Raw genomic sequence first — 21,205 nt, 5'->3', positions numbered from 1 at the left:
GATTGTCGGCGTCCTGTCACCTGGGCCTACGCTTGGCCTCTCTTCAATCAACGGCTGGAGGCTGGGATGGCCAGGCAGGTTTGTATCATCGGTGGTGGGGTTATCGGCTTGGCCAGTGCGTATGCGTTGGTGCGGGCCGGCCATGAAGTGACGGTGATCGACGCACGCGACACGTTGGGCAGCGAAACCAGCTTCGCCAATGGCGGGCAACTGTCCTACCGCTATGTCGCGCCGTTGGCGGATGCCGGCGTGCCGCTGCAAGCGCTTGGCTGGCTGCTGCGCGGTGATTCGCCCTTGAAGCTGCGTCCACGGCTCGACCCGCAGCAATGGCGTTGGATGGCGGCCTTCATTGCCGCCTGCCGCGGTTCAGTGAACCAGCGCAATGCGGCCCACTTGCTGCGCCTGGCGTCCCTGAGCCAAAGCACTTTGCAGCAATGGCGCGAGGACGACTGCCTGGACGGCTTCGACTGGCGACGCAACGGCAAGCTGGTGACCTTTCGCAACGCCGGCAGCTTTGAACATGCACGCAGCAAAGTCACCGATATCCTGCAGCAGCAAGTGCTGTCGGCCGCCGATTGCGCACGCCTGGAGCCGGCGTTGGCGGGCGGTGGGTTTGTCGGCGGGATCTACACGCCAAACGAGGAAGTCGCCGATTGCCATGCCTTCTGCCAGCGTTTGGCGGCGCGGCTGGAGGCATCCGGGCGCTGTCGCTTTGTGCTGGAGCGCAAGGTCACCGGCATTCGCCATGCAGAGGGGGCGGTGCAGGCCATCGAGCTGGGCGACGAGGTGATGCCGGTCGAGCACCTGGTATTGGCGGCAGGACATCGCAGCGCCGAACTGCGCTTGCCGGGACTGGCGTTGCCGCTGTACCCGCTCAAGGGCTACAGCCTGAGCGTGCCGATCGGCGCGCAGCACCAGGCGCCGAGCGTGAGCATCACCGACTACGACCGCAAAATCGTTTACGCGCGCATCGGTGAACAGCTGCGGATCGCGGCCATGGTGGATATCGTCGGCTTCGACGCCGGCCTTGAGCCCAAGCGCCTGGCGCTGATCAAACGTCAGGCTCTAGAGACGTTTCCTACGGCTGGTGACTATGACCATGCGCTGGAATGGGCCGGTATGCGCCCGGCCACCCCGACCGGTGTGCCGCTGATCGGCGCCAGCCAATATCGCAACCTGTGGCTGAACCTCGGCCACGGCGCCTTGGGTTTTACCCTGGCCTGCGGCAGCGGCCAGTTGCTCGCCGAACTGATCGGCCAGCGCAATCCTTCCATTGATATGCAGGGCCTGACGCCCTGCGCGGCTTGAGGATGCACCCATGAGCATTACCCGAATCAGCAGCAATGAACGTCTCAGTGGTGCCGTCACCTTCAAGGACCTGGTGTTCCTGTCGGGCCAGGTGCCGGGCGAAGGCCAGGACGTGGCGACCCAGACCCGCGAAGTGCTGGCCAAGATCGATGCACTGCTGGCCGAGGCGGGCAGCGACAAGGATCACCTGCTCAATGCGACCCTTTACCTGAAGGACATCGGCAGCGGTTTCGCGCCGATGAACGAAGAGTGGTCCGCATGGCTGACACCGGGGATGGCGCCCACACGCACCACCCTGCAAGCCGAGCTGGCGCGGCCCAGCGTGCTGGTGGAAATCAGCGTGATTGCCGTACGTAAATAACTTCACAGAGCCACGGAGAATAACAATGAAAAAGATCCTGTTGACTGGCTGCACCCTGGGACTTTTGCTGGGCGCGCAGGTACATGCGAATGAAGCGGCTCTGGACGGTACGTTGAGCAAGATCGCCAATGCCAAGTCCATCACCCTGGGCTATCGCGATGCATCGGTGCCGTTTTCCTATGTGGGCGATAGCAGCGGCAAACCCATGGGGTATTCGGTGGACCTGGCGAGCAGGATCGTTGAGCGCATCCAGCAGAAAACCGGGGTGGCGAATCTCAATGTGCAATACAACCTGGTGACCTCCCAGACCCGTATCCCGCTGGTGCAGAACGGCACCGTCGACCTGGAATGCGGCTCTACCGGCGTGACCGCCGAGCGGCAGAAGCAGGTGGCGTTTTCCTACGGTTTTATCTACGTGAAGGGCCAATTGCTCACGGCCAGGGACAGCGGCATCAAAGGCTTTGCCGACCTTGAGGGCAAGAACGTGGTGACCACCGCCGGGACCACCAACGAACGTTTCCTCAAGAGCTACAACGCCGAGCACAAGGCCAATATGTTTGTGATCAGCGCCAAGGACCATGGTGAAGCGTTCAAGATGCTGGAGACAGGCCGCGCGGTAGCGTTCTATATGGACGATGCGTTGCTCTATGGCGAGCGCGCCAAGGCCAAGGACCCGCACCACTGGGTGGTGGTGGGCGAGGAGCAGTCGCGCGAGATCTACAGCTGCATGGTGCGCAAGGACGACCCGCAGTTTCTCGCGGTGGTCAACGAGGCCCTCGCTGACCTGTACCGCAGCGGTGAGATCAACGGGATTTACCAGCGCTGGTTTGAACAGCCGATTCCGCCGAAGGGGTTGAACCTGGAGTTCCCGATGACCAGCGAGTTGAAGGCAATTATTGCCAAGCCGGTCAGTGATCCGGTGGAGTAAGAAGTGGTAACCCGATCAATGCGGGTTTGCAAAGTGGGTTAGAAGTCGCCCCACAGTTGTTGGGCGACTGCCAGCGCAACTACTGGCGCGGTCTCGGTGCGCAACACGCGCGGGCCGAGGCGAGCGGCGTGGTAGCCGGCGCCTTGGGCGGTTTCGACTTCGTTGTCGGTCAACCCACCTTCAGGCCCGATCAGGAAGGCCAGGCTGGACGACTTGGCATGACTGACCATCGGCTCAGCCACCGGGTGCAGCACCAGCTTGAGGTCGGCCTCGGTCTGCTTCAGCCAGTCGGCCAGCAACAGCGGTGGGTGAATCACCGGCACCGTCGAACGCCCGCATTGCTCGCACGCGCTGATCGCCACCTGGCGCCAGTGCAGCAGGCGTTTGTCGGCGCGTTCATCCTTGAGGCGCACTTCGCAGCGCTCGCTGAAAATCGGCGTGATCGCATTGACGCCCAACTCCGTGGCTTTCTGGATCGCCCAATCCATGCGCTCACCCCGGGACAGGCCCTGGCCGAGGTGGATGTGCAGCGGCGATTCGGCCTGGCCGGCGAAGTGCTGCGTAAGTTGCACGGTGACGCGTTTTTTACCGACCTCCAGCAGAGTGCCCAGGAACTCCTGGCCGGAACCGTCGAATAATTGCACGGCGTCACCTTCGCCCATGCGCAGCACGCGGCTGATGTAATGCGCCTGGGCTTCGGGCAATTCGTGATCGCCGAGGCTCAGCGGAGTGTCGGTGAAAAAGCGGGACAGTCTCATTTCTGTTCTCTGGAAAGTTTTGTGTAGACGCGAGATTACTGTGGCGAGGGAGCTTGCTCCCGTTCGACTGCGTAGCAGTCGCCAGCTTTTGGGGGCGCTTCGCACCCCAGCGGGAGCAAGCTCCCTCGCCACAGAAGCCGGCTCCTAAAAGGGTGGGGTGTTTAGCCCGGATCGCGGAAGCCGGGGTGGAAGTCTTTTGGCACGGCAACGCTGACCTTGCTGTTGGTCGCGATATCGATGCCTTCACTCGCGACTTCGGCGAGGAAGTCGATCTGCTCCGGCGTTATCACATAGGGCGGCAGGAAATACACCACGCTGCCCAACGGCCGCAACAGCGCACCGCGTTCAAGGGCATGCTCGAACACTTTCAGGCCACGGCGTTCCTGCCACGGGTAGGCGGTCTTGGTGGCTTTGTCCTGGACCATTTCAATGGCTAAAACCATACCGGTCTGGCGTACTTCCGACACATGCGGGTGATCGACCAGGTGGGCGGTGGCCGTGGCCATGCGCTGGGCCAGTGCCTTGTTGTTTTCGATGACGTTGTCTTCTTCGAAAATATCCAGGGTCGCCAGGGCCGCTGCGCACGCCAGCGGATTGCCGGTGTAGCTGTGGGAGTGCAGGAAAGCGCGCAAGGTCGGGTAGTCGTCGTAGAACGCGTCGTAGACATCATCGGTGGTGACCACCGCCGCCAGTGGCAGGTAACCGCCCGTCAGGGCCTTGGACAGGCACAGGAAGTCCGGGCGGATGCCGGCCTGTTCACAGGCGAACATGCTGCCGGTGCGGCCGAAGCCTACGGCGATTTCGTCATGGATCAGGTGCACACCATAGCGGTCGCAGGCTTCGCGCAGCAGCTTGAGGTACACCGGGTGATACATGCGCATGCCGCCGGCGCCCTGGATCAGTGGTTCGACGATCACCGCGGCGACGCTGTCATGGTGTTGCGCCAGGGTTTGTTCCATCGCCAGGAACAGGGTGCGTGAGTGTTCCTCCCAGCTCACGCCTTCGGGGCGCAGGTAGCAATCGGGGCTCGGCACTTTGAGGGTGTCGAGCAGCAGTGCTTTGTAAGTCTCGGTAAACAACGGTACATCACCCACCGACATCGCCGCGATGGTTTCGCCGTGGTAGCTGTTGGTGAGTGTGACGAAGCGCTTTTTGTTCGGCAGGCCGCGGTTGAGCCAGTAGTGGAAGCTCATCTTCAGCGCAACTTCGATGCACGATGACCCGTTGTCGGCGTAGAAGCAGCGGGTCAGCCCCTCGGGCGTCATCGCCACCAGGCGCTCGGACAGTTCGATCACCGGCTGATGGCTGAACCCGGCCAGGATCACGTGTTCCAGTTGGTCGACCTGGTCCTTGATGCGCTGGTTGATACGCGGGTTGGCGTGGCCGAATACGTTGACCCACCAGGAGCTGACGGCATCGAGGTAGCGCTTGCCTTCGAAGTCTTCCAGCCACACGCCTTCGCCGCGTTTGATCGGGATCAGCGGCAGTTGCTGGTGGTCTTTCATCTGGGTGCAGGGATGCCACAGCACCGCAAGGTCGCGTTGCATCCACTGGTTGTTCAAGCCCATCGGTGATCTCCTCGAAGCGGTCCTGCGAGTGGTGCAGGTGAAACAATCGCGCAAGCCTATGCAATGGGCGCCTGTGTCACAACCCATTACGCGTGAATTGGCGGTAAACACAGGACGGTCTGTCACGTTTCTTCCGGATAGTGCTTAATCCTTGGTTAATTTACGCTTCATACCCTCAAGATCGTATTTCTCGATATTTCAAAGCGAAATTTTTCGCTTTAATTCGATAGGTAAATCGCTAGTCTTGGGCGCAGCTCTTACGGGATTAAGTACATGCAGTTACGCAATTCGCCGGCCCGCTATGGCTGGGTCAGTATGGTTTTGCACTGGGGCGTGGCCCTGGTGGTGTTCGGTCTGTTCGCCCTGGGCCTGTGGATGGTCGGTCTCGACTATTACAGCGCCTGGCGCAAAGACGCGCCGGATCTGCACAAGAGCATTGGTATCACGCTGTTTGCGATCATGCTGGTGCGGATCGTCTGGCGCCTGGTCAGCCCGCCGCCACCACCGCTGACCAGCTATAGCCGCATGACCCGTATCGGCGCCGCCTTTGGACACGCGTTCCTGTATATCGGCCTGTTTGCCGTGATGATTGCCGGTTACCTGATTTCCACCGCCGACGGTGTCGGTATTCCGGTGTTTGGCCTGTTTGAAATCCCTGCCGTGGTTGCCGGTCTACCGGACCAGGCAGACACCGCGGGTGTGGTGCACCTGTACCTCGCCTGGGTGTTGGTGGTTTTCGCCGGCTTGCACGGCGTGGCTGCGTTGAAACACCACTTTATCGATCGTGATGCGACCCTCACGCGAATGCTGGGGCGCAAAGCCTGATGTTCAACCTCGACTCACAAGGAATAGAAAGCATGTTGAAAAAGACACTTGCTGCTCTGGCAATCGGTACCGCTCTGCTGTCGGCAGGTCAGGTAATGGCCGCTGACTACAAGATCGACAAGGAAGGCCAGCACGCCTTCATCGACTGGAAAATCAGCCACCTGGGCTACAGCTACATCCACGGTACCTTCAAGGACTGGGACGGCACCTTCAGCTGGGATTCGGCCAAGCCTGAAGCCAGCAAAATCGCAGTTGACGTGAAAACCGCCAGCCTGTGGTCCAACCACGCAGAACGTGACAAGCACATCGCCAGCAAGGACTTCCTGGATGTTGGCAAGTTCGCTGACGCCAAGTTCGTGTCTACCGCGGTTAAGTCGACGGGCGAAAAAACTGCTGACGTGACCGGCGACCTGACCTTCCATGGCGTGACCAAGCCAGTGGTCTTCAAGGCCACCTTCAACGGTGAAGGCAAGGACCCATGGGGCGGCGAACGTGCCGGCTTCAACGCCACGACCACGCTTAACCTGAACGACTTCGGCATCAAAGGCCCAGGCCCGACTTCCCAGACTGTCGACCTGGACATCTCGCTGGAAGGTGTTAAGCAGAAGTAATTTCTGCCCAAATAAAAATGCCCCGCATCTTTCGATGCGGGGCATTTTTTATGGCGCTTTGAAACTCAGCGGTTGCGAGTCAGCAGCGCTGGTTTCTCACCACGAGGACGGCCGGGCAATTGATCCAGCTGCTCGGGTGTCGGGAAGCGATCAGCTTTCGACTCCTTGTGGATGATCTTCGGCGCGGGGCCACCGCGCGGGTTCTGCACCGCTGGCTCGGACAGACGAGGCTGGTCGTCACGGGCCGGGCGGCGGTTGTTGCTGCGCGAGTCTTCGCGACGGGCCTGGCCGTCACGCGGTGCGCCGTTACGCGGGCCGCTGCGTTTGGCAGGTGGCGTACCGGTGGTGCCGCCGCTGCTGTTGCGTGGGCCGTTCTGACGAGCGCCCTGAGGCTGGCCGCTGCGTGGAGCTGCCGCGCCAGCGCCTTGTGCCGGTGCACCTGGACGACGGCCACGGCCCTGGGCCGGTTTGGCCTGGGGCACGTAGTCGACGCGGTTACCGAAGTTATCCACGTCGTCGTCGAGGAACTCGTCCGGAGCGCGGTCCGCGGCGGCGCGTGGTGGCTGGCTCGGCTGACGCTGTTCGCGGGCCGGGGTGCCTTCGCGGGGCTTTTGTTCACGGGCCGGGCGTTCGCCACGGCCGTTGGTCGGCGCTTTTTCCTTGCCGCCCTTGTCCTTGCCCTTGTCGCGACGACCACCGCCACCACCGCCGCCGTTCGGGCCATCACCCTTCGGACCGCGTGGGTTGCGTGGATTACGCACGTCCGGACGCTCGCGCGCTTCAGGCTTTTCGGCCTCCACGGCGCTGGAATCGAAGCCCATCAGGTCGCCGTCGGCGATTTTCTGCTTGGTCATGCGCTCGATGCTTTTAAGCAGTTTTTCTTCGTCCGGTGCGACCAGGGAAATGGCCTCGCCCGAACGACCGGCCCGGCCGGTACGGCCGATACGGTGCACATAATCTTCGTCGACGTTTGGCAGCTCGAAGTTGACCACGTGTGGCAACTGATCGATATCCAGGCCGCGTGCGGCGATATCGGTGGCCACCAGGATACGCACGGAACCGGCCTTGAAGTCGGCCAGGGCTTTGGTGCGCGCGTTCTGGCTCTTGTTGCCGTGGATGGCGACAGCGGTGAGGCCGTGCTTGTCCAGATACTCGGCCAGGCGGTTGGCGCCGTGCTTGGTGCGGGTGAACACCAGCACCTGTTCCCACGCGCCATGGGTGATCAGGTGGGCCAGCAGCGAGCGCTTGTGGCTCGCGGCCAGGCGGAAGACGCGTTGCTCGATGCGCTCGACCGTGGTGTTCGGCGGCGTGACTTCGATGCGTTCCGGGTTGTGCAGCAGCTTGCCGGCCAGGGCGGTGATGTCCTGGGAGAACGTTGCCGAGAACAGCAGGTTCTGACGTTTGGCCGGCAGACGGGCGAGGACCTTTTTCACGTCATGGACAAAGCCCATGTCGAGCATGCGGTCGGCTTCGTCCAGCACGAGGATTTCCACGTGGGACAAATCGACGCTGCCTTGGCCGCACAGGTCGAGCAAACGACCGGGGCATGCCACCAGCACGTCGACACCACGGGACATGGCCTGAACCTGTGGGTTCATGCCAACGCCGCCGAAGATGCAGGCGCTGACGAACTTCAAGTCGCGGGCGTACAGCTTGAAGCTGTCATGCACCTGGGCGGCGAGTTCGCGGGTTGGGGTCAGGACCAGTACGCGTGGTTGGCGCGGGCCGTGACGCTGGGATTTGTCCGGGTGACCGTTGGGGAACAACCGCTCCAGAATCGGAAGGGCGAAACCGCCGGTTTTACCAGTACCTGTCTGAGCCGCGACCATCAAGTCGCGACCTTGCAACACGGCGGGAATGGCCCGCTGTTGCACCGGAGTAGGCTCGGTATAGCCCGCTGCCTCGATGGCGCGGACTAAAGCCTCGGAGAGACCGAGGGAAGCAAAGGACATGAGTAATCCTGTTTTAGTTAGGGCTTGGCCCAAAGGGATAATCTTGCCGGGCGTGAATGGCGCTTAGGGGAGCGCAATCCCGTCCGGTCCTGCTGCGTCTGGCGGGCACTCCACCGGCTCGCGCGGGGCTGAAAGCTGCGCTGTAGCGGGGTTGGGTGCCTTTTTCAAGACCCGAGCGGCCGAGCGTAAGCCTGGCGGAAAGGCCGGAGTATAACAGAGCAATCACGGTGCGCTGCTTTCCTGCTGCTCAACGGTGTGTCCTGAGGCCGTAATGGCCTGGATCCCACCGTATTTTGCACTGAGGACGGCATAGGCGGGTTCCTGTTTGAAACGCTTGAGTTCAGCGGCGAAGCGCTGCACCAGCAGGTCCATGCCGGCGCCACGGCGCACGGCGAGAAATTGCTGCTGGCGGCTGACCATGACCGGTGCCTGGCTGATCCTGCCTTCCAGGCCCAGAGCCTTGATCACATGCTGGCCCACTCGGCGGTCGGTGATGACCAGGTCAATGCGTCCCAGCATCAATTTGCCGAAGTTGGCTTCATGGCTGGGTGCCGGCTCGCGTTTGAACAACGTGGACGTGCTGAAATCGTCGCCGTACAAGTAGCCTGGCGAGGTGCCTACCGTGAGGCCTCGCAGGTCATCGAGATGCTTGGCCGGGTGCGGGCGCTCATTGGCGTAGAACAACGCGAACTCGACGTCTGACAGCGGTTCGCTGGGGTACAGCAGCAAGGCCTCACGGTCAAGGCTGTGGAAAATATCCAGCGCGCCATCGGCATTGCCCTGCTCAAGCATGGCCAGGCAGCGCTTCCAGGGTAGGAACTGCCACTGCACCTCGACCCCCAGTCGCTGGAACACGGTCACCGTGGTTTCGTAGTCCAGACCGCGCATGACGCCGTCTTCTTCATAGACGTAGGGCGCCCAGGGCTCGGTGACAATGCGCAGTTTCTCGCCGTAAGCGGCCAGGCTCAGGCAAGCAAAAAGGGCGGCGGTCAACAGCTTTGCAATGAGCGTCATGCCCTGAGGTTACGATGCTCGTGCACTAAAGAGAAGCTCTGGCCCATGCATTTGAGGGGGGTGCTATTTAGCCTTTGAGGTCATCAGATGTTCATAAATGGCCGCACGGCGCTCGCCGAGAATCAGGCGGACCACGGGATTGGCGAACCAGTGTTCCAGTTGGTGCGCGTCAACCGGACATTTCTGCCGCTCCTCCTGGTTTTGCCGGGCCTTTTCCCACCAGACCGGGCCACAGGCCTGATCGAACTCATTTTCGTGCTCGTAGCAGCCGTAGAGAATCTCGCGGATGAACTGCTGCTTGCGTTTTGGCAGCGCCAGGGTGATCAGCTTGTACAGCGTACGTTGCAGGCGCGGCGGGCGGGGCAGGTGGGCGGAAACCCTGCGGGTGTCGGCCAGCGCTTGGGCACAAAGGGGGTTGGCGGCGTGCTTGGCGATCCACGCTTTGACCTTGGCACGGAACAGCTGCTTGCGGCTCCAGTAGTGGTGGATCAGGTCCGGGCATTGGCGCACGTTGAGTGTGCGGTACGCGGCCACCGACAGGCAGAACTCTTCCAGGGTGTAGGCACCGTGGGCCATGGGGAACAGTTCGTCCATCAACTCGATCGAGTGATCGAGGATGTGCGCGTCCTGGCGGGACAGGCCCATGACGCCGGAGTTGAGCAGCCACATGTCGTCGTCGGCCACGCCTTTGTCGGCCAGGTAGGTGGCCAGGGCTTCATACAGCACGCTTTCGCGGTTATCGCCGTATTTTGCCTGGAAGGCGTTGCACAGCACGGTGCCGGGTGCGACACGTTCGAACAGCACCATGGGCGATTCGTGGAAGAAGGTGTCCGTGTCGATCAGCAGCGCGGTTTCGGCCGTTTCCAGCACTTGGCGCAACAGCACGTGCTTGGTGCGGAAATGGTAACCGTGGGGTTCGCTCCAGCGTTTGCGTGTGGTTTCGTCCAGTGCGTGGACCTGCACCGGCAGGCCCTCGTAGGGCTGCGGGTTATCGCTGAACACCTGGATGTCCAACGGCATGTGCTGGGCGCCCCCTAGATGTGACACGGCGCTGGCGATGCTGAATACCGCTTCCTGATGGTAAGTCTCGGCGCCGAAAACCAGATACACCAGTTGCGGGCGAGGAGTCGGGGACGCTGTATTCATCTACGGTTGGTTTCCTTGCCTGGAAATATGAATAAAAAAGCCCCCGTAATAACGAGGGCCGGGTATTGCGATTAAACAGCCCTAGCGTGGCAGTTTAAGGTTGTTCCAGATTGCCAGGCTGGGTTCGGCCTGGTTCAGGGTATAGAAATGCAGCCCGGGCGCACCACCTTGCAACAATTGTTCACACATTTCCGTGATGACCTGTTCGCCGAACGCCTGGATGCTCTTGACGTCGTCGCCGTAGGCTTCCAGTTGTTTGCGCACCCAGCGTGGGATTTCTGCGCCGCACGCATCGGAGAAGCGTGCCAGCTTGCTGTAGTTGGTGATCGGCATGATGCCCGGCACGATCGGGATATTCACGCCCAGGGCCTGTACACGCTCGACGAAGTAGAAGTAGCTGTCGGCGTTGAAGAAGTACTGGGTGATCGCACTGTCGGCACCGGCGTTGGCCTTGCGCACGAAGTTATTGAGATCGTCTTCGAAGTTGCGGGCCTGAGGGTGCATCTCCGGGTAAGCCGCCACTTCGATATGGAAGTGATCGCCGCTTTCTTCACGGATGAAACTCACCAGGTCATTGGCATGGCGCAGCTCACCGCTGGCCATGCCCATGCCGGACGGCAGGTCGCCACGCAGCGCAACGATGCGCTTGATGCCGGCAGCCTTGTATTGGGTCAGCAGGCTGCGCAGGTCGGCCTTGCTGTCGCCCACGCACGACAAGTGCGGAGCGGCGGGAACTTTGACTTCGCTTTCCAGCTGCAACACGGTGTTGATCGTGCGGTCGCGGGTCGAGCCGCCGGCACCGTAGGTGCAGGAGAAGAAGTCAGGGTTGTAACTGGCCAGCACTTTGGCAGTGGCCATCAGTTTTTCATGCCCAGCATCGGTCTTGGTCGGGAAGAACTCGAAGCTGTAGCGACGGTCTTGGGACATGGTAATACCCTTGGGAACTCAGAATGCCGGAGTGTGAACACCTCAATGTGGGAGCGGGCTTGCTCGCGAAAGCGGTGTGTCAGTCAACATTTCCGGTGACTGATTCACCGTTATCGGGGGCAAGTCGAATCGTCGCACCGCCCCTCCCACATTAAAAGCCCGCTCCACAGGGGGAACGGGCAGCAGGCATATCAGTAGCGGTACGCGTGCGGCTTGAACGGACCTTCAACCGTCACGCCGATGTAGTCGGCCTGGGTCTTGGTCAGTTGAGTCACCACGCCGCCGAAGCCGCGGACCATTTCCAGGGCCACTTCTTCGTCGAGTTTCTTCGGCAGTACTTCCACGGTCAAGCGCTCGGCTTTCTGGGCCGGCGACAGGTCGGCGTATTTCTGGCCGTACAGGAAGATCTGGGCCAGCACCTGGTTGGCGAACGAGCCGTCCATGATGCGGCTTGGGTGGCCGGTAGCGTTACCCAGGTTAACCAGGCGGCCTTCGGCCAGCAGGATCAGGTAGTCGTCGTTCTGCGGGTCGAAATCGCCAGCGCCGGTACGGTGAACCTTGTGTACCTGTGGCTTCACTTCTTCCCATGCCCAGTTCTTGCGCATGAAAGCGGTGTCGATCTCGTTGTCGAAGTGACCGATGTTGCAGACCACGGCGCGCTTTTTCAGGGCCTTGAGCATGTTCGCGTCGCACACATTCACGTTACCGGTGGTGGTCACGATCAGGTCGATCTTGCCCAGCAGGGCTTTGTCGATGCTTGCTTCAGTACCGTCGTTGATACCGTCGATGAACGGCGAAACCACTTCGAAACCGTCCATGCAGGCTTGCATGGCGCAGATCGGGTCAACTTCGGAAACTTTAACGATCATGCCTTCCTGACGCAGGGACTGGGACGAACCCTTGCCCACGTCACCGTAGCCGATCACCAGGGCTTGCTTGCCCGACAGCAGGTGGTCGGTGCCGCGCTTGATAGCGTCGTTCAGGCTGTGACGGCAGCCGTACTTGTTGTCGTTCTTGCTCTTGGTCACCGAGTCGTTGACGTTGATGGCCGGGATCTTCAGCTCGCCCTTGGCCAGCATGTCCAGCAGACGGTGTACGCCAGTGGTGGTCTCTTCGGTCACGCCGTGGACGCGGTCGAGGATCTGCGGGTACTTCTTGTGCAGCAGCTCGGTCAGGTCGCCGCCGTCGTCGAGGATCATATTGGCATCCCAAGGCGCGCCGTCCTTGAGGATGGTCTGCTCCAGGCACCACTCATACTCTTCTTCGGTCTCGCCTTTCCAGGCGAAGACCGGGATACCGGCAGCAGCGATTGCGGCGGCGGCCTGGTCTTGAGTCGAGAAGATGTTGCAGGACGACCAACGCACTTCGGCACCCAGGGCAACCAGGGTTTCGATCAGCACGGCAGTCTGGATGGTCATGTGGATGCAGCCGAGGATCTTCGCGCCCTTGAGCGGAAGCTCTGCGGCGTACTTGCGACGCAGACCCATCAGGGCCGGCATTTCGGATTCGGCGATAAAGGTTTCGCGACGGCCCCAGGCAGCGAGGGACATGTCGGCGACTTTGTAGTCGGTGAAATCTGCAGGCGTGTTGACAGCGCTCATGAAGAGCCTCCATTCGTAGTGTGCGAATGGGCGCCGTTGTGCGTTTAGTATCCAGCTCGATGACCAGGCCGGACAACGCCCCATCCGAGCCTGACAGGCCAAGCCTGCTGCAGCGCCCCTCGGACAGGTGGCGGGAGAACGGTATCAATTGAAGATGACCGTTTTGAAGCGGTGGCGATTATAGCCGTGTGCGCCAGACTTCCCAAGCCTTTCTGTCGGCGGCATGAAGAACGCTCATGGACTTGATAGGCAACGGCTCATAGAGCTTGGGCCCGGGCTCTGCCATGATGGCACCCATCATTCGGCAAGACGCTTTGGAGTGACCATGAACTTTCACACCCGCAAATGGGTAAAACCTGAAGACCTCAACCCCAACGGCACCCTGTTCGGCGGTAGCCTGCTGCGTTGGATCGACGAAGAAGCGGCTATCTACGCCATTGTGCAATTGGGCAACCAACGCGTGGTAACCAAGTACATCTCCGAAATCAACTTCGTCAGCGCCTCGCGCCAGGGCGACATCATCGAACTGGGCATCACCGCCACCGAGTTCGGTCGTACCTCCATCACCCTGACCTGTGAAGTGCGCAACAAGATCACCCGCAAGAGCATCCTCACTGTGGAAAAAATGGTCTTCGTCAACCTCGGCGAAGACGGTCTGCCGGCCCCCCATGGGCGCACCGAGATCAGGTACGTAAAGGACCAGTTCAAGGACGACGGCATCCCTGAGTAACACAGTGTCGTAGGATTTACGTCACCAAATCATTTTTTGATGGATCTTTCCCAGACTCTCTCATCACTCAGGTTTACATCCCGTAGAGAGAGCCTGCGTATGAAAGTATCCAATAACTCAGAAATTCAGATTCAACTACCGGCGCATGACCTTCCGCGTGCCTACACGCCCTTGGTAGACGGCGTAGGTCCGCGCAAGCTGAGCCTTTCACGAGAGGCTAACGGGCGGGTGCAGGTGGTGGTGTCGCCACCGGCGGTCAACCAGCTGGTGCTCAGTGGTGGCGGAGCCAAGGGTATTGCCTTTCCGGGCGTCGTAACGGCGCTGGAAGAAAGTCAGAAATTGCAAGGTGTGAAGGCTATTTCCGGCTCGTCCGCCGGCGCCATTTCCGCCGCCCTGCTTGCCAGTGGCATGGGGGCCGATGCGTTCGGAGCGCTGTCGAACAGTATCGACCTGCCGCGCTTGCTCAACAGCAAGGACTCGGTGACTGCCTGGCTGCAGGACGCCAGTTCCAGCGTCGGCAAGCTTGCCGGAGGGTTGCCTGGTCCGGTCGGGAACATTTCCCAACTGTTGATGACCCTGTTGCCGCGCTTGCAAACCGAGGCGCAGCCCCTTGAAGAGATGATTCGCAACGAATCACGTCAGTCGATCCTGACGCATATCGCCGATACGCCCAGGGCCACGCGGCCCGCCGAAGTGATGAAAATTGCCGACCGCCTGAGCGCGGGCGGGGCGCCCACGTTTGGCGATCTGGAGGTCTTGAGCCGACATATACCGGCAATCAAGCAACTCAACATCACCGGAACCGGCATGTTCGATGGCCGTCCGCAGTTGGTGGTGTTCAACGCCGGCCTGACCCCCGACATGGACATTGCTCGCGCCGCGCACATTTCAGGCTCGTTGCCGGGGCTGTTCAAGAGCCCAATGGAGCAAGGCCATGCTTTTCAGGCATCCGCCCAGACCAGTGCTTTCCAGGATGGCGGGCTGCTTCTTAACACACCCGCCCCAGGCGTAATCGAGCGCGCGTTTCCAGAGAGCCCCTTGCATCGGCATGAATCGCTTATCGTCAAGTTTGAAAGCGATGCGACCGCGCAAAAAAGTGGCGGTTTTCTGAGCAGTATTGCTGACAAGTTCACAGGCACCCCCCATACGGCAGCCGGCGCTTATCAAGAAAAACAGCTCCAGCCGTTTGCCGACCAGACCGTGGTGCTGCCGCTGAACAGCGACAAGGGTGATTTTCGGGGCTTGCTCGGCGGCACCGTCAACTTCACCATGAGTCCGGAGCAGAAACAGCACCTGCAAGCGCAGGCTCGGGTAGCGGTGGCGACGCAGCTGGAGCAGCGTGCCACGTTGCGCGAGTCTCATGAGTTTGCCTCGTTGGACGACGCGCTGCTGGCGATGGACGATGACATGCTTGGCGATGCGCGTGAATCATTGCGCAAAGACCCGGCCGCCGCCAATACGCTGATGTTTCGACAAGACGCGCAACAGGCCTTTCACGCCTTGGACAGTGCAATCAGCGAAGGCAATCACACCGGCAAAGCGCTTGAATTCACCCCTCGTTTGCTGTCTGCCGTGCGCAACCTTGATGCGCTGGCGAGCAAACCGGAGCACATCGATTGGCTGGGGCAGCGACTCAACGCCCCGGGCCAGCACAATTTCCAACAGTTGCTGCAGGTGGCGGCCAGGCAAGCATCGCGCACAGGCGCGCCGATGTCCAAGGTGCTTGGCAGTGCTGTGGCTGAGATGCAACGGCGGGACATCGCCGTAAAGGGCGACAATTTTACGCAACAGGTCATTTACCCCTCGTTGTTCCGTCCGGGGCAGCCGGCTGCCAACGTCGACCTGTTACAGCGCGCCGCGCAGGACTTGGCCAAAGCCACCACTCCCGTAGAGTTCAACCGTGTGCTCGACAGCATCGTTGAGCAGTATGGCGCGCGTAACAAACCCTGGTCAGAACCCTTCAGCGCCACCACCGTGGAAATGGCCAAGGCCTGGCGCAAGCCGCTTTAGTTGCCTGGCCACTGAACAGCCATCGCGCCGGCGTGTCGTAGCTACAGGCACCCCTTGGACTCTGGTACATCATGGCCACCCGCGAAGACGGCAAGACCCCCAACCTGTCGCAGCAAGAGCAGCAGGACGTAGACGAAAACCAGCCGCCCCGCGCGGCTGTACTGCATGAAATCATCCGCACCCAGGGCGACCAGGAGCTGGAGCGCAACGTCGCGGCGTTGTGGTGGTCGGCGCTGGCGGCCGGGTTGACCATGGGCCTGTCGTTGATGGCCATGGGCTTGCTCAACTCGCGCCTGCCGGACGGTGAGGGCTTCAAGGTCATCGCCAGCTTTGGTTATTGCGCGGGCTTTTTGGCGGTGATCCTGGCGCGTCAGCAACTGTTCACCGAAAACACCCTGACCGCCGTGCTGCCGGTGATGAGCAAACCCACACTGGCGAACGCCGGGCGTCTGCTGCGCCTGTGGTCGGTGGTGTTGGTGGGTAACCTGTGCGGCACGCTGTTGGTGGCCTACGTGATGCTGCACCTGCCGATCTTCGACACTCGGACTGATCATGCCTTCCTGGAGATCGGGCGCAAGATCATGGAGAACCACCCTGGCCAGATGTTCGCCAAGGGCATCGTCTCCGGTTGGATGATCGCCACCATGGTGTGGATGATTCCGTCGATGGAAAGCGCCAAGATGTGGATCATCATCCTCATCACCTACCTTATGGCGCTGGGAGATTTCACCCATATCGTGGTGGGTTCCGCGGAGGTGTCATACCTGGTGTTCGCCGGCGAGCTGCCGTGGAAGGATTTCTGGCTGGTGTTCGCCGGCCCCACCCTGGCGGGCAACATTATCGGTGGCAGCTTTATCTTTGCGCTGATCAGCCATGCGCAGATTCGCAGTGAAGGCAGCTTGCCGGGCCGCAAGGCTGCGGATCCGAGACATCCGCCGCAGATCAACAAAAAACAGTGAGGGGAGGTAGGCCGCTGCCGCGTGGGTGGCCCACAATAGAACCTTTCGCTGCGCGGTGGTTCATAGCGTGTAGGTGTGACGGGGGTAACGCTAGAACCCCAGTCGCTGCATAAAACGACAAAAGGACTCTGTGATGACGGCTGCTTTCTGGTGTGTGTTGATCGCTATTTTTCTGCCTTACCTGTGTACCGGTGTGGCCAAGTTCAGTGACGGCACATTCGGCGCGCGTGATAACCATGACCCGCGGGCGTTTCTGGACAGCCTCGAAGGGATCGCCAAACGCGCCCACAGTGCGCAACTCAACAGCTTTGAAGTAACCCCGGCGTTCGCGGCGGCGGTGATTATCGCGCACCTGGCCGGCAACGCCGAACTGGTGACCATCAATGTGCTGGCCGTGCTGTTTATCACCAGCCGCCTGCTGTACATCATTTGCTACCTGGCTGACTGGGCGATATTGCGTTCGCTGGTGTGGGCGGTGGGCATGGCGTTGATTGCGAGTTTCTTCTTTGTCTCGATCTAAGCCCTGCTTCACCTTGTGATTTTCGGTGTCGGTCAGGTCCCCGCAGGTGCATCCGGCACTTGCGGCAATGCAATGCCTTTAGGCCACAACATCCAGATCTGTCCCTGTTGTTTCATGCTCCCGGCCAGTTCCCCCGCTGCATCACCGGTACCCCAGAACAAATCCGCGCGCACTTCGCCGGTGATTGCACCGCCGGTATCCTGCGCCGCGACCGGGCGTGCCAGCGGCGTGCCGTCCGGTTTGGTGGTCGACAGCCACAACAAGCTGCCCAGAGGAATCACCTTGCGGTCCACCGCCACGCTGTAGCCGGCGGTCAACGGCACGTTCAGCGAACCGCGTGGGCCTTCGTTGCTGTCGGGACGGGCGCTGAAAAATACATAGCTGGGGTTGCTTGCCAGCAGTTGCGGGATCCGTTCGGGGTGCGCCTTGGCCCAGGCGCTGATGGCGCCCATGGTCACCTCTTCTTTCTTCAATTCGCCTTGCTCTACCAGCCAGCGGCCGATAGGGCGGTAGGGGTAGCCGTTCTGGTCGCCATAACCGACACGCAGTTGGCGCCCGTCCTTGAGCTGGATGCGACCCGAGCCCTGGATCTGCAGAAACTGTAGGTCCATCGGGTCTGTCAGCCAGGCAATCGGCTTGGCGCTGGAGCCTTGGCCGTTGATGGCGCCGGCGTCGTCATAGGGCTTGAGCACGCGGCCTTCAAGGCGACCGCGCAGGCGCTTGCCCTTGAGTTCCGGGTAGATGCTTTCCAGGTTGACGATAATCAAGTCATCCGGCACGCCGTACACCGGTACGTGGGCGGTGGCGGTCTTGGTCAGGCTGCCGGGGTAGACCGGTTCGTAGTAACCGGTGATCAAGCCGTTGGGGGTATTGTCGGCCGAACGCAGGCCAAACACGTCGAGGCGCTCCTTGAGAAAACCACGCACCGCCACCGCATCGCCCGGCACCGTGGCCGCCGCCGCGCAGGTTGCACCCCACACCGGGTCCGCCTTGAGACGTTGGCAGGCACTGCGCCAGGATTCGAAACCGGCCAGCAGGTCGCTGTCGGACACCGCCGGCAAGGCCTCCCAGGGTGCGCTTACATAGGTTGCGACGGCGTGGGGCTTGGAAGTTTCATTTTTGGCGGTTTCTTTGCCCGCATCGCAACCGGCCAGCAGCGCGATCATTGGTAGAGCCCACGCCAGGCGGCGGCCCCAGGGTTTCAAGGTGACATGCATACAAATACTTCCTGAAGCGATTGCCCGTGCTGAAGCGCGGTTGGGCAACCCTTATTAATAATAGGGCTATTGGTCTTTGCGAGCGGGGCGAGGATACTGGCCGCCGTTTCCCGTGACCCTGAGCCACCATGACTTTTAAAAAAATGACCGTTGTATTGCTGGCCTGCCTCGCATTGTCCGCGTGCGGCGGCGTCGATCCGAGTTCGCCCCTGGGCCAGCGCAAGGCGATCTTCAAGCAGATGCTCAAGACCAGCGAAGACCTGGGCGGCATGTTGCGCGGGCGCATCCCGTTCGACGGCGCGCAATTCGCCGAAGGTGCGACCCGGCTCGATACGTTGTCCCATCAACCGTGGCAGCATTTCCCGAGCGTGCGCGAGGACGATCACACCAGCGCCAAGGATGACGTTTGGCAAAAACAGGCGCAGTTCCAGCAACTGGCGCGCAATCTGGAGGCGGCCACCGGTGAATTGGTGAGCGCCAGTCAGGTGCAACCCTACAAGGCCGCTAACCTGATGCCTGCGGTGCAGAAAGTCGAAGATGCCTGCAGCGCCTGCCATAAACAGTTCAGAGACCACTGACCGGATTATTGGTCGAGTTCTTCCACTGCGTCCTGCAACTCTTTGCGCGATTCGGCGAGCTTGTCCTTACGTTTGTTGATCTTCTCGGAGTCGCCCTTTTTCATCGCCTTGTCGAGGTCGGCCTGACGGCGGCTGACTTCATGCTTGGCGTCGAGCACCTTGTTTTCCCGTTCCTTCTTCAAGGCGGCGTCGGTGCAGTTGGTGCTGACTTCGCTCAGGGCTTTTTCCAGGCCGGCCTGTTGGTCGCTGTTGCCGTGGGCCTTGGCCTGTTCGATCTGCGTGCTGATGGCCTGGCGCTTGGCGGCGCAGCCGGTAAGGGGGGCTTGCTCGTCCGCCAACAGCGGCATGGCCATGAGGCCAGCAACGGTCAGCAGGGCAAAGGGGGTTAGACGTTTCATGTAGGGCTCCATAATCGCAATCTGATGACCGGGTTGGATTCAGAACCCATCTATCCCGGCCATGCGTAATGTTTCAGCCAGCGCCTGTATCTGCGGGTCGCGAAAAAAGGCGCTCAATTGCGCCGCGCGGCCCGGGCCGATGCCATCGATGGCCTGCCAGGCCTGGGTGTCTCTGGCGATCAAGGTCTGCCAGTCGCCTTCCAGGTTGTTACGTGCCGCAGGCGGTACGCCCAAGGCTTTGAGCCATTGTGCAAAGGGCCGTTGCCGAGCGCTGCGGATGCTGTCGAGTACCCGTGCGCGGCTGAGATCACCGAGGCCATCAATGTTAGCAAGCTCTGCCGCATCCAGGGTCAACCAATCGAGAAAGCCTGCGATTAGACCGGCCTGAATCAATACGTTCCACGTCTCGCGGCCCATATGAGGCAAAGCCAGGCCCTGGTTGCCACTTAGCCAACTGAGTCGCGCAAGCAATTGCTCTTCGCAGCCGGGATCCAGTTGCCAGCAGCTCAAAGCGTGAAAATTGCGCGGGTCGGGCACTGGCAGGTCAACGCGCGTGGCATTACGCAGGATCACCTCGTCCAGTCGGGGGATCACTTGGCCCGCAAGGCTGATGGAAACCTGATCGCCGGGGCGGATATCCAGTGCCTGCCATCGCTTCAACGAGCCGGCGCTCACGCGGCTGATCTGCCGATCGTCCAGATGCACCGGCTGCAGCTCCAGAATGGGGGTGATGCGCCCGGTACGGCCCACCTTGAAATGGACCTTGCGCACCAGTGCCAGGGCTTTGGTTGCCGGGTATTTCCAGGCCACGGCCCAGTAGGGCGCATTGGCTTGCCAGCGTTGCGCGGGTGCGTGCTGCGCCTGGTGCAGTACCACCCCATCACTGGCAAAAGGGAGTGGGTGGTTGTACCAATAGGCGCGCCAGTGCATGGCGTCGGTGAGGTCCTGGACAGGTTGGCTGTAGCGTTGGCTGTCGACGAAGCCCAGGCGCGCCAGGGTGGCCAGGCGTTCGGTGAACCCCGTCGGCCCTTCGGGCCAGGCCCACACGAACAGGCCGATGCCGGCCGCGTCGGTGTCGCTCAGTTGCCGGCGATTCATCAGCCCGGCCACCTTGCTGCGCGCATTGAGCCCGCCGCTGGCCGATTGCACATGCGCGTGCAGGCGCCAATAGAGCTCGCCCTGCAGCACCAGGTCGAGGGGCTCTGGCAGTTGCTGGACGATGCCGGGGATCTTGCGCGCAGAGGCTGACCAGTCCTGGCCAAGCGTGCCGTCGCCGCGGCTGATCACCCGGCTCAACCGGCCCTGGCGATACATCAGGGTCACCGCCACGCCATCGACCTTGGGTTGGATCCATACCTCCTTGTGTGTGTCCAGCCAAGTGCCGACAGCCTGTTCATCCCGTAGTTTTTCCAGGCCGGTATGGGCCACCGGGTGAGGCAATGTGCCCCGTGAAGTGGCCAGCGGGTTGCCTGGCACCGTGGCCGGCTGGGCAGCGCACGGGCGCCAATCGGCCAGACGCTGGCGGGCCTGGTCGTAGAGTTCGTCGCTGACGGGTGACTGGCCGAGGCGGTGGTAGCTGTCATCCCACAGGCGGACCTGTTCAGCCAGCTCGTGGATCTGTGTCCGGGCGTCTTCGGGGCAGTTTTGCGCCAGGCTCCAGAGGGGTACTGCATAGAGTAAAAACGCGATCAGTAAACGCATCATGAGCATCCTTGCTCGGAAGGGGCGCCCAGCCTAAATGATCCGCGCGCCCACAAAAAAGCCCCGACCGTGCGGGGCTTTTTACTGGGTGTT

Annotated in this window: 20 protein-coding genes and 1 riboswitch; of the genes, 10 read left to right on the top strand and 10 right to left on the bottom strand. The window is 61.2% G+C overall.

Translation table 11 applies throughout. The features are described from left to right. Positions 1-66: 66 nt before the first annotated feature. From PSH66_RS27905 to PSH66_RS27895, 3 genes are read left to right on the top strand one after another with little or no spacing between them, the layout of a single operon-like run. Positions 67-1,308, top strand: a complete 1,242-nt coding sequence (locus tag PSH66_RS27905) for a D-amino acid dehydrogenase (RefSeq protein ID WP_003176646.1) — start codon at positions 67-69, stop codon at positions 1,306-1,308. Between the two features lie 10 nt (positions 1,309-1,318). Beyond that, positions 1,319-1,669: a RidA family protein gene (locus tag PSH66_RS27900; RefSeq protein ID WP_003176645.1), complete on the top strand. Its 351-nt coding sequence runs from the start codon at positions 1,319-1,321 to the stop codon at positions 1,667-1,669. Positions 1,670-1,694: 25 nt separating this feature from the next. Beyond that, positions 1,695-2,597 (top strand): transporter substrate-binding domain-containing protein, encoded by a 903-nt coding sequence (locus tag PSH66_RS27895; RefSeq protein ID WP_003176644.1) that lies wholly within the window; start codon positions 1,695-1,697, stop codon positions 2,595-2,597. Between the two features lie 38 nt (positions 2,598-2,635). Here the strand turns inward: PSH66_RS27895 and PSH66_RS27890 are convergent, their stop codons facing one another. Both PSH66_RS27890 and PSH66_RS27885 read right to left on the bottom strand, forming a co-directional pair. Beyond that, positions 2,636-3,355 carry a 16S rRNA (uracil(1498)-N(3))-methyltransferase gene (locus tag PSH66_RS27890; RefSeq protein ID WP_305428024.1) on the bottom strand — a complete coding sequence of 240 codons (720 nt, stop codon included), beginning with the start codon at positions 3,353-3,355 and terminating at the stop codon, positions 2,636-2,638. Between the two features lie 161 nt (positions 3,356-3,516). Continuing rightward, positions 3,517-4,923 (bottom strand): adenosylmethionine--8-amino-7-oxononanoate transaminase, encoded by a 1,407-nt coding sequence (locus PSH66_RS27885; protein ID WP_003176642.1) that lies wholly within the window; start codon positions 4,921-4,923, stop codon positions 3,517-3,519. Between the two features lie 273 nt (positions 4,924-5,196). Here PSH66_RS27885 and PSH66_RS27880 point away from each other — a divergent pair, with 273 nt between their 5' ends. Then, positions 5,197-5,748, top strand: a complete 552-nt coding sequence (locus PSH66_RS27880) for a cytochrome b (RefSeq protein ID WP_078735029.1) — start codon at positions 5,197-5,199, stop codon at positions 5,746-5,748. 32 nt (positions 5,749-5,780) lie between these two features. After that, entirely contained in the window at positions 5,781-6,359 is a 579-nt protein-coding gene (locus PSH66_RS27875; RefSeq protein ID WP_003176640.1) for a YceI family protein, read from the top strand. A 65-nt stretch (positions 6,360-6,424) separates the two neighbouring features. On the opposite strand, the gene PSH66_RS27870 is transcribed toward PSH66_RS27875, so the two are convergent. The 5 genes from PSH66_RS27870 to ahcY form a co-directional block, all read right to left on the bottom strand. Continuing rightward, a complete protein-coding gene (locus PSH66_RS27870; RefSeq protein ID WP_003176639.1) occupies positions 6,425-8,311 on the bottom strand; it encodes a DEAD/DEAH box helicase in 1,887 nt (628 codons plus the stop codon). 222 nt (positions 8,312-8,533) lie between these two features. Beyond that, on the bottom strand, positions 8,534-9,325 hold the full coding sequence (locus PSH66_RS27865; RefSeq protein ID WP_003176638.1) for an ABC transporter substrate-binding protein: 792 nt from the start codon (positions 9,323-9,325) through the stop codon (positions 8,534-8,536). Positions 9,326-9,388: 63 nt separating this feature from the next. Continuing rightward, positions 9,389-10,471, bottom strand: coding sequence for a hypothetical protein (locus tag PSH66_RS27860; RefSeq protein ID WP_003176637.1), 1,083 nt, complete (start codon positions 10,469-10,471; stop codon positions 9,389-9,391). A gap of 81 nt (positions 10,472-10,552) precedes the next feature. Then, entirely contained in the window at positions 10,553-11,398 is an 846-nt protein-coding gene (gene metF, locus PSH66_RS27855; RefSeq protein ID WP_141062908.1) for a methylenetetrahydrofolate reductase [NAD(P)H], read from the bottom strand. Positions 11,399-11,589: 191 nt separating this feature from the next. Further along, positions 11,590-12,999 carry an adenosylhomocysteinase gene (gene ahcY / locus PSH66_RS27850; RefSeq protein WP_003176634.1) on the bottom strand — a complete coding sequence of 470 codons (1,410 nt, stop codon included), beginning with the start codon at positions 12,997-12,999 and terminating at the stop codon, positions 11,590-11,592. A 21-nt stretch (positions 13,000-13,020) separates the two neighbouring features. Next, positions 13,021-13,126, bottom strand: a riboswitch (S-adenosyl-L-homocysteine riboswitch). A gap of 198 nt (positions 13,127-13,324) precedes the next feature. Between ahcY and PSH66_RS27845 the strand changes: the two genes are divergently transcribed. The 4 genes from PSH66_RS27845 to PSH66_RS27830 all read left to right on the top strand — a co-directional run bounded on the left by PSH66_RS27845 (position 13,325) and on the right by PSH66_RS27830 (position 17,218). After that, positions 13,325-13,729, top strand: coding sequence for an acyl-CoA thioesterase (locus tag PSH66_RS27845; RefSeq protein ID WP_003176633.1), 405 nt, complete (start codon positions 13,325-13,327; stop codon positions 13,727-13,729). Positions 13,730-13,828: 99 nt separating this feature from the next. Next, a complete protein-coding gene (locus tag PSH66_RS27840) occupies positions 13,829-15,739 on the top strand; it encodes a patatin-like phospholipase family protein (RefSeq protein ID WP_305428023.1) in 1,911 nt (636 codons plus the stop codon). 71 nt (positions 15,740-15,810) lie between these two features. Continuing rightward, complete coding sequence (locus tag PSH66_RS27835) at positions 15,811-16,698, top strand: formate/nitrite transporter family protein (protein ID WP_078826423.1); 888 nt, start codon at positions 15,811-15,813, stop codon at positions 16,696-16,698. A gap of 133 nt (positions 16,699-16,831) precedes the next feature. Continuing rightward, positions 16,832-17,218: an MAPEG family protein gene (locus PSH66_RS27830; RefSeq protein WP_003176630.1), complete on the top strand. Its 387-nt coding sequence runs from the start codon at positions 16,832-16,834 to the stop codon at positions 17,216-17,218. A gap of 32 nt (positions 17,219-17,250) precedes the next feature. Here the strand turns inward: PSH66_RS27830 and PSH66_RS27825 are convergent, their stop codons facing one another. Then, complete coding sequence (locus PSH66_RS27825) at positions 17,251-18,435, bottom strand: murein transglycosylase A (RefSeq protein WP_003176629.1); 1,185 nt, start codon at positions 18,433-18,435, stop codon at positions 17,251-17,253. 128 nt (positions 18,436-18,563) lie between these two features. Here PSH66_RS27825 and PSH66_RS27820 point away from each other — a divergent pair, with 128 nt between their 5' ends. Beyond that, complete coding sequence (locus tag PSH66_RS27820; RefSeq protein ID WP_305428022.1) at positions 18,564-19,013, top strand: cytochrome c; 450 nt, start codon at positions 18,564-18,566, stop codon at positions 19,011-19,013. A 5-nt stretch (positions 19,014-19,018) separates the two neighbouring features. On the opposite strand, the gene PSH66_RS27815 is transcribed toward PSH66_RS27820, so the two are convergent. Together PSH66_RS27815 and ligB are read right to left on the bottom strand one after the other, a co-directional pair. Continuing rightward, on the bottom strand, positions 19,019-19,411 hold the full coding sequence (locus PSH66_RS27815) for a DUF1090 domain-containing protein (RefSeq protein ID WP_003176627.1): 393 nt from the start codon (positions 19,409-19,411) through the stop codon (positions 19,019-19,021). 39 nt (positions 19,412-19,450) lie between these two features. Then, positions 19,451-21,115: an NAD-dependent DNA ligase LigB gene (gene ligB / locus PSH66_RS27810; RefSeq protein ID WP_305428021.1), complete on the bottom strand. Its 1,665-nt coding sequence runs from the start codon at positions 21,113-21,115 to the stop codon at positions 19,451-19,453. Positions 21,116-21,205: the final 90 nt, after the last annotated feature.

Source organism: Pseudomonas sp. FP597 (assembly GCF_030687435.1).
Taxonomy (GTDB): Bacteria; Pseudomonadota; Gammaproteobacteria; order Pseudomonadales; family Pseudomonadaceae; genus Aquipseudomonas; species Aquipseudomonas lactucae.
This window is presented reverse-complemented; position numbering and strand designations above follow the sequence as displayed.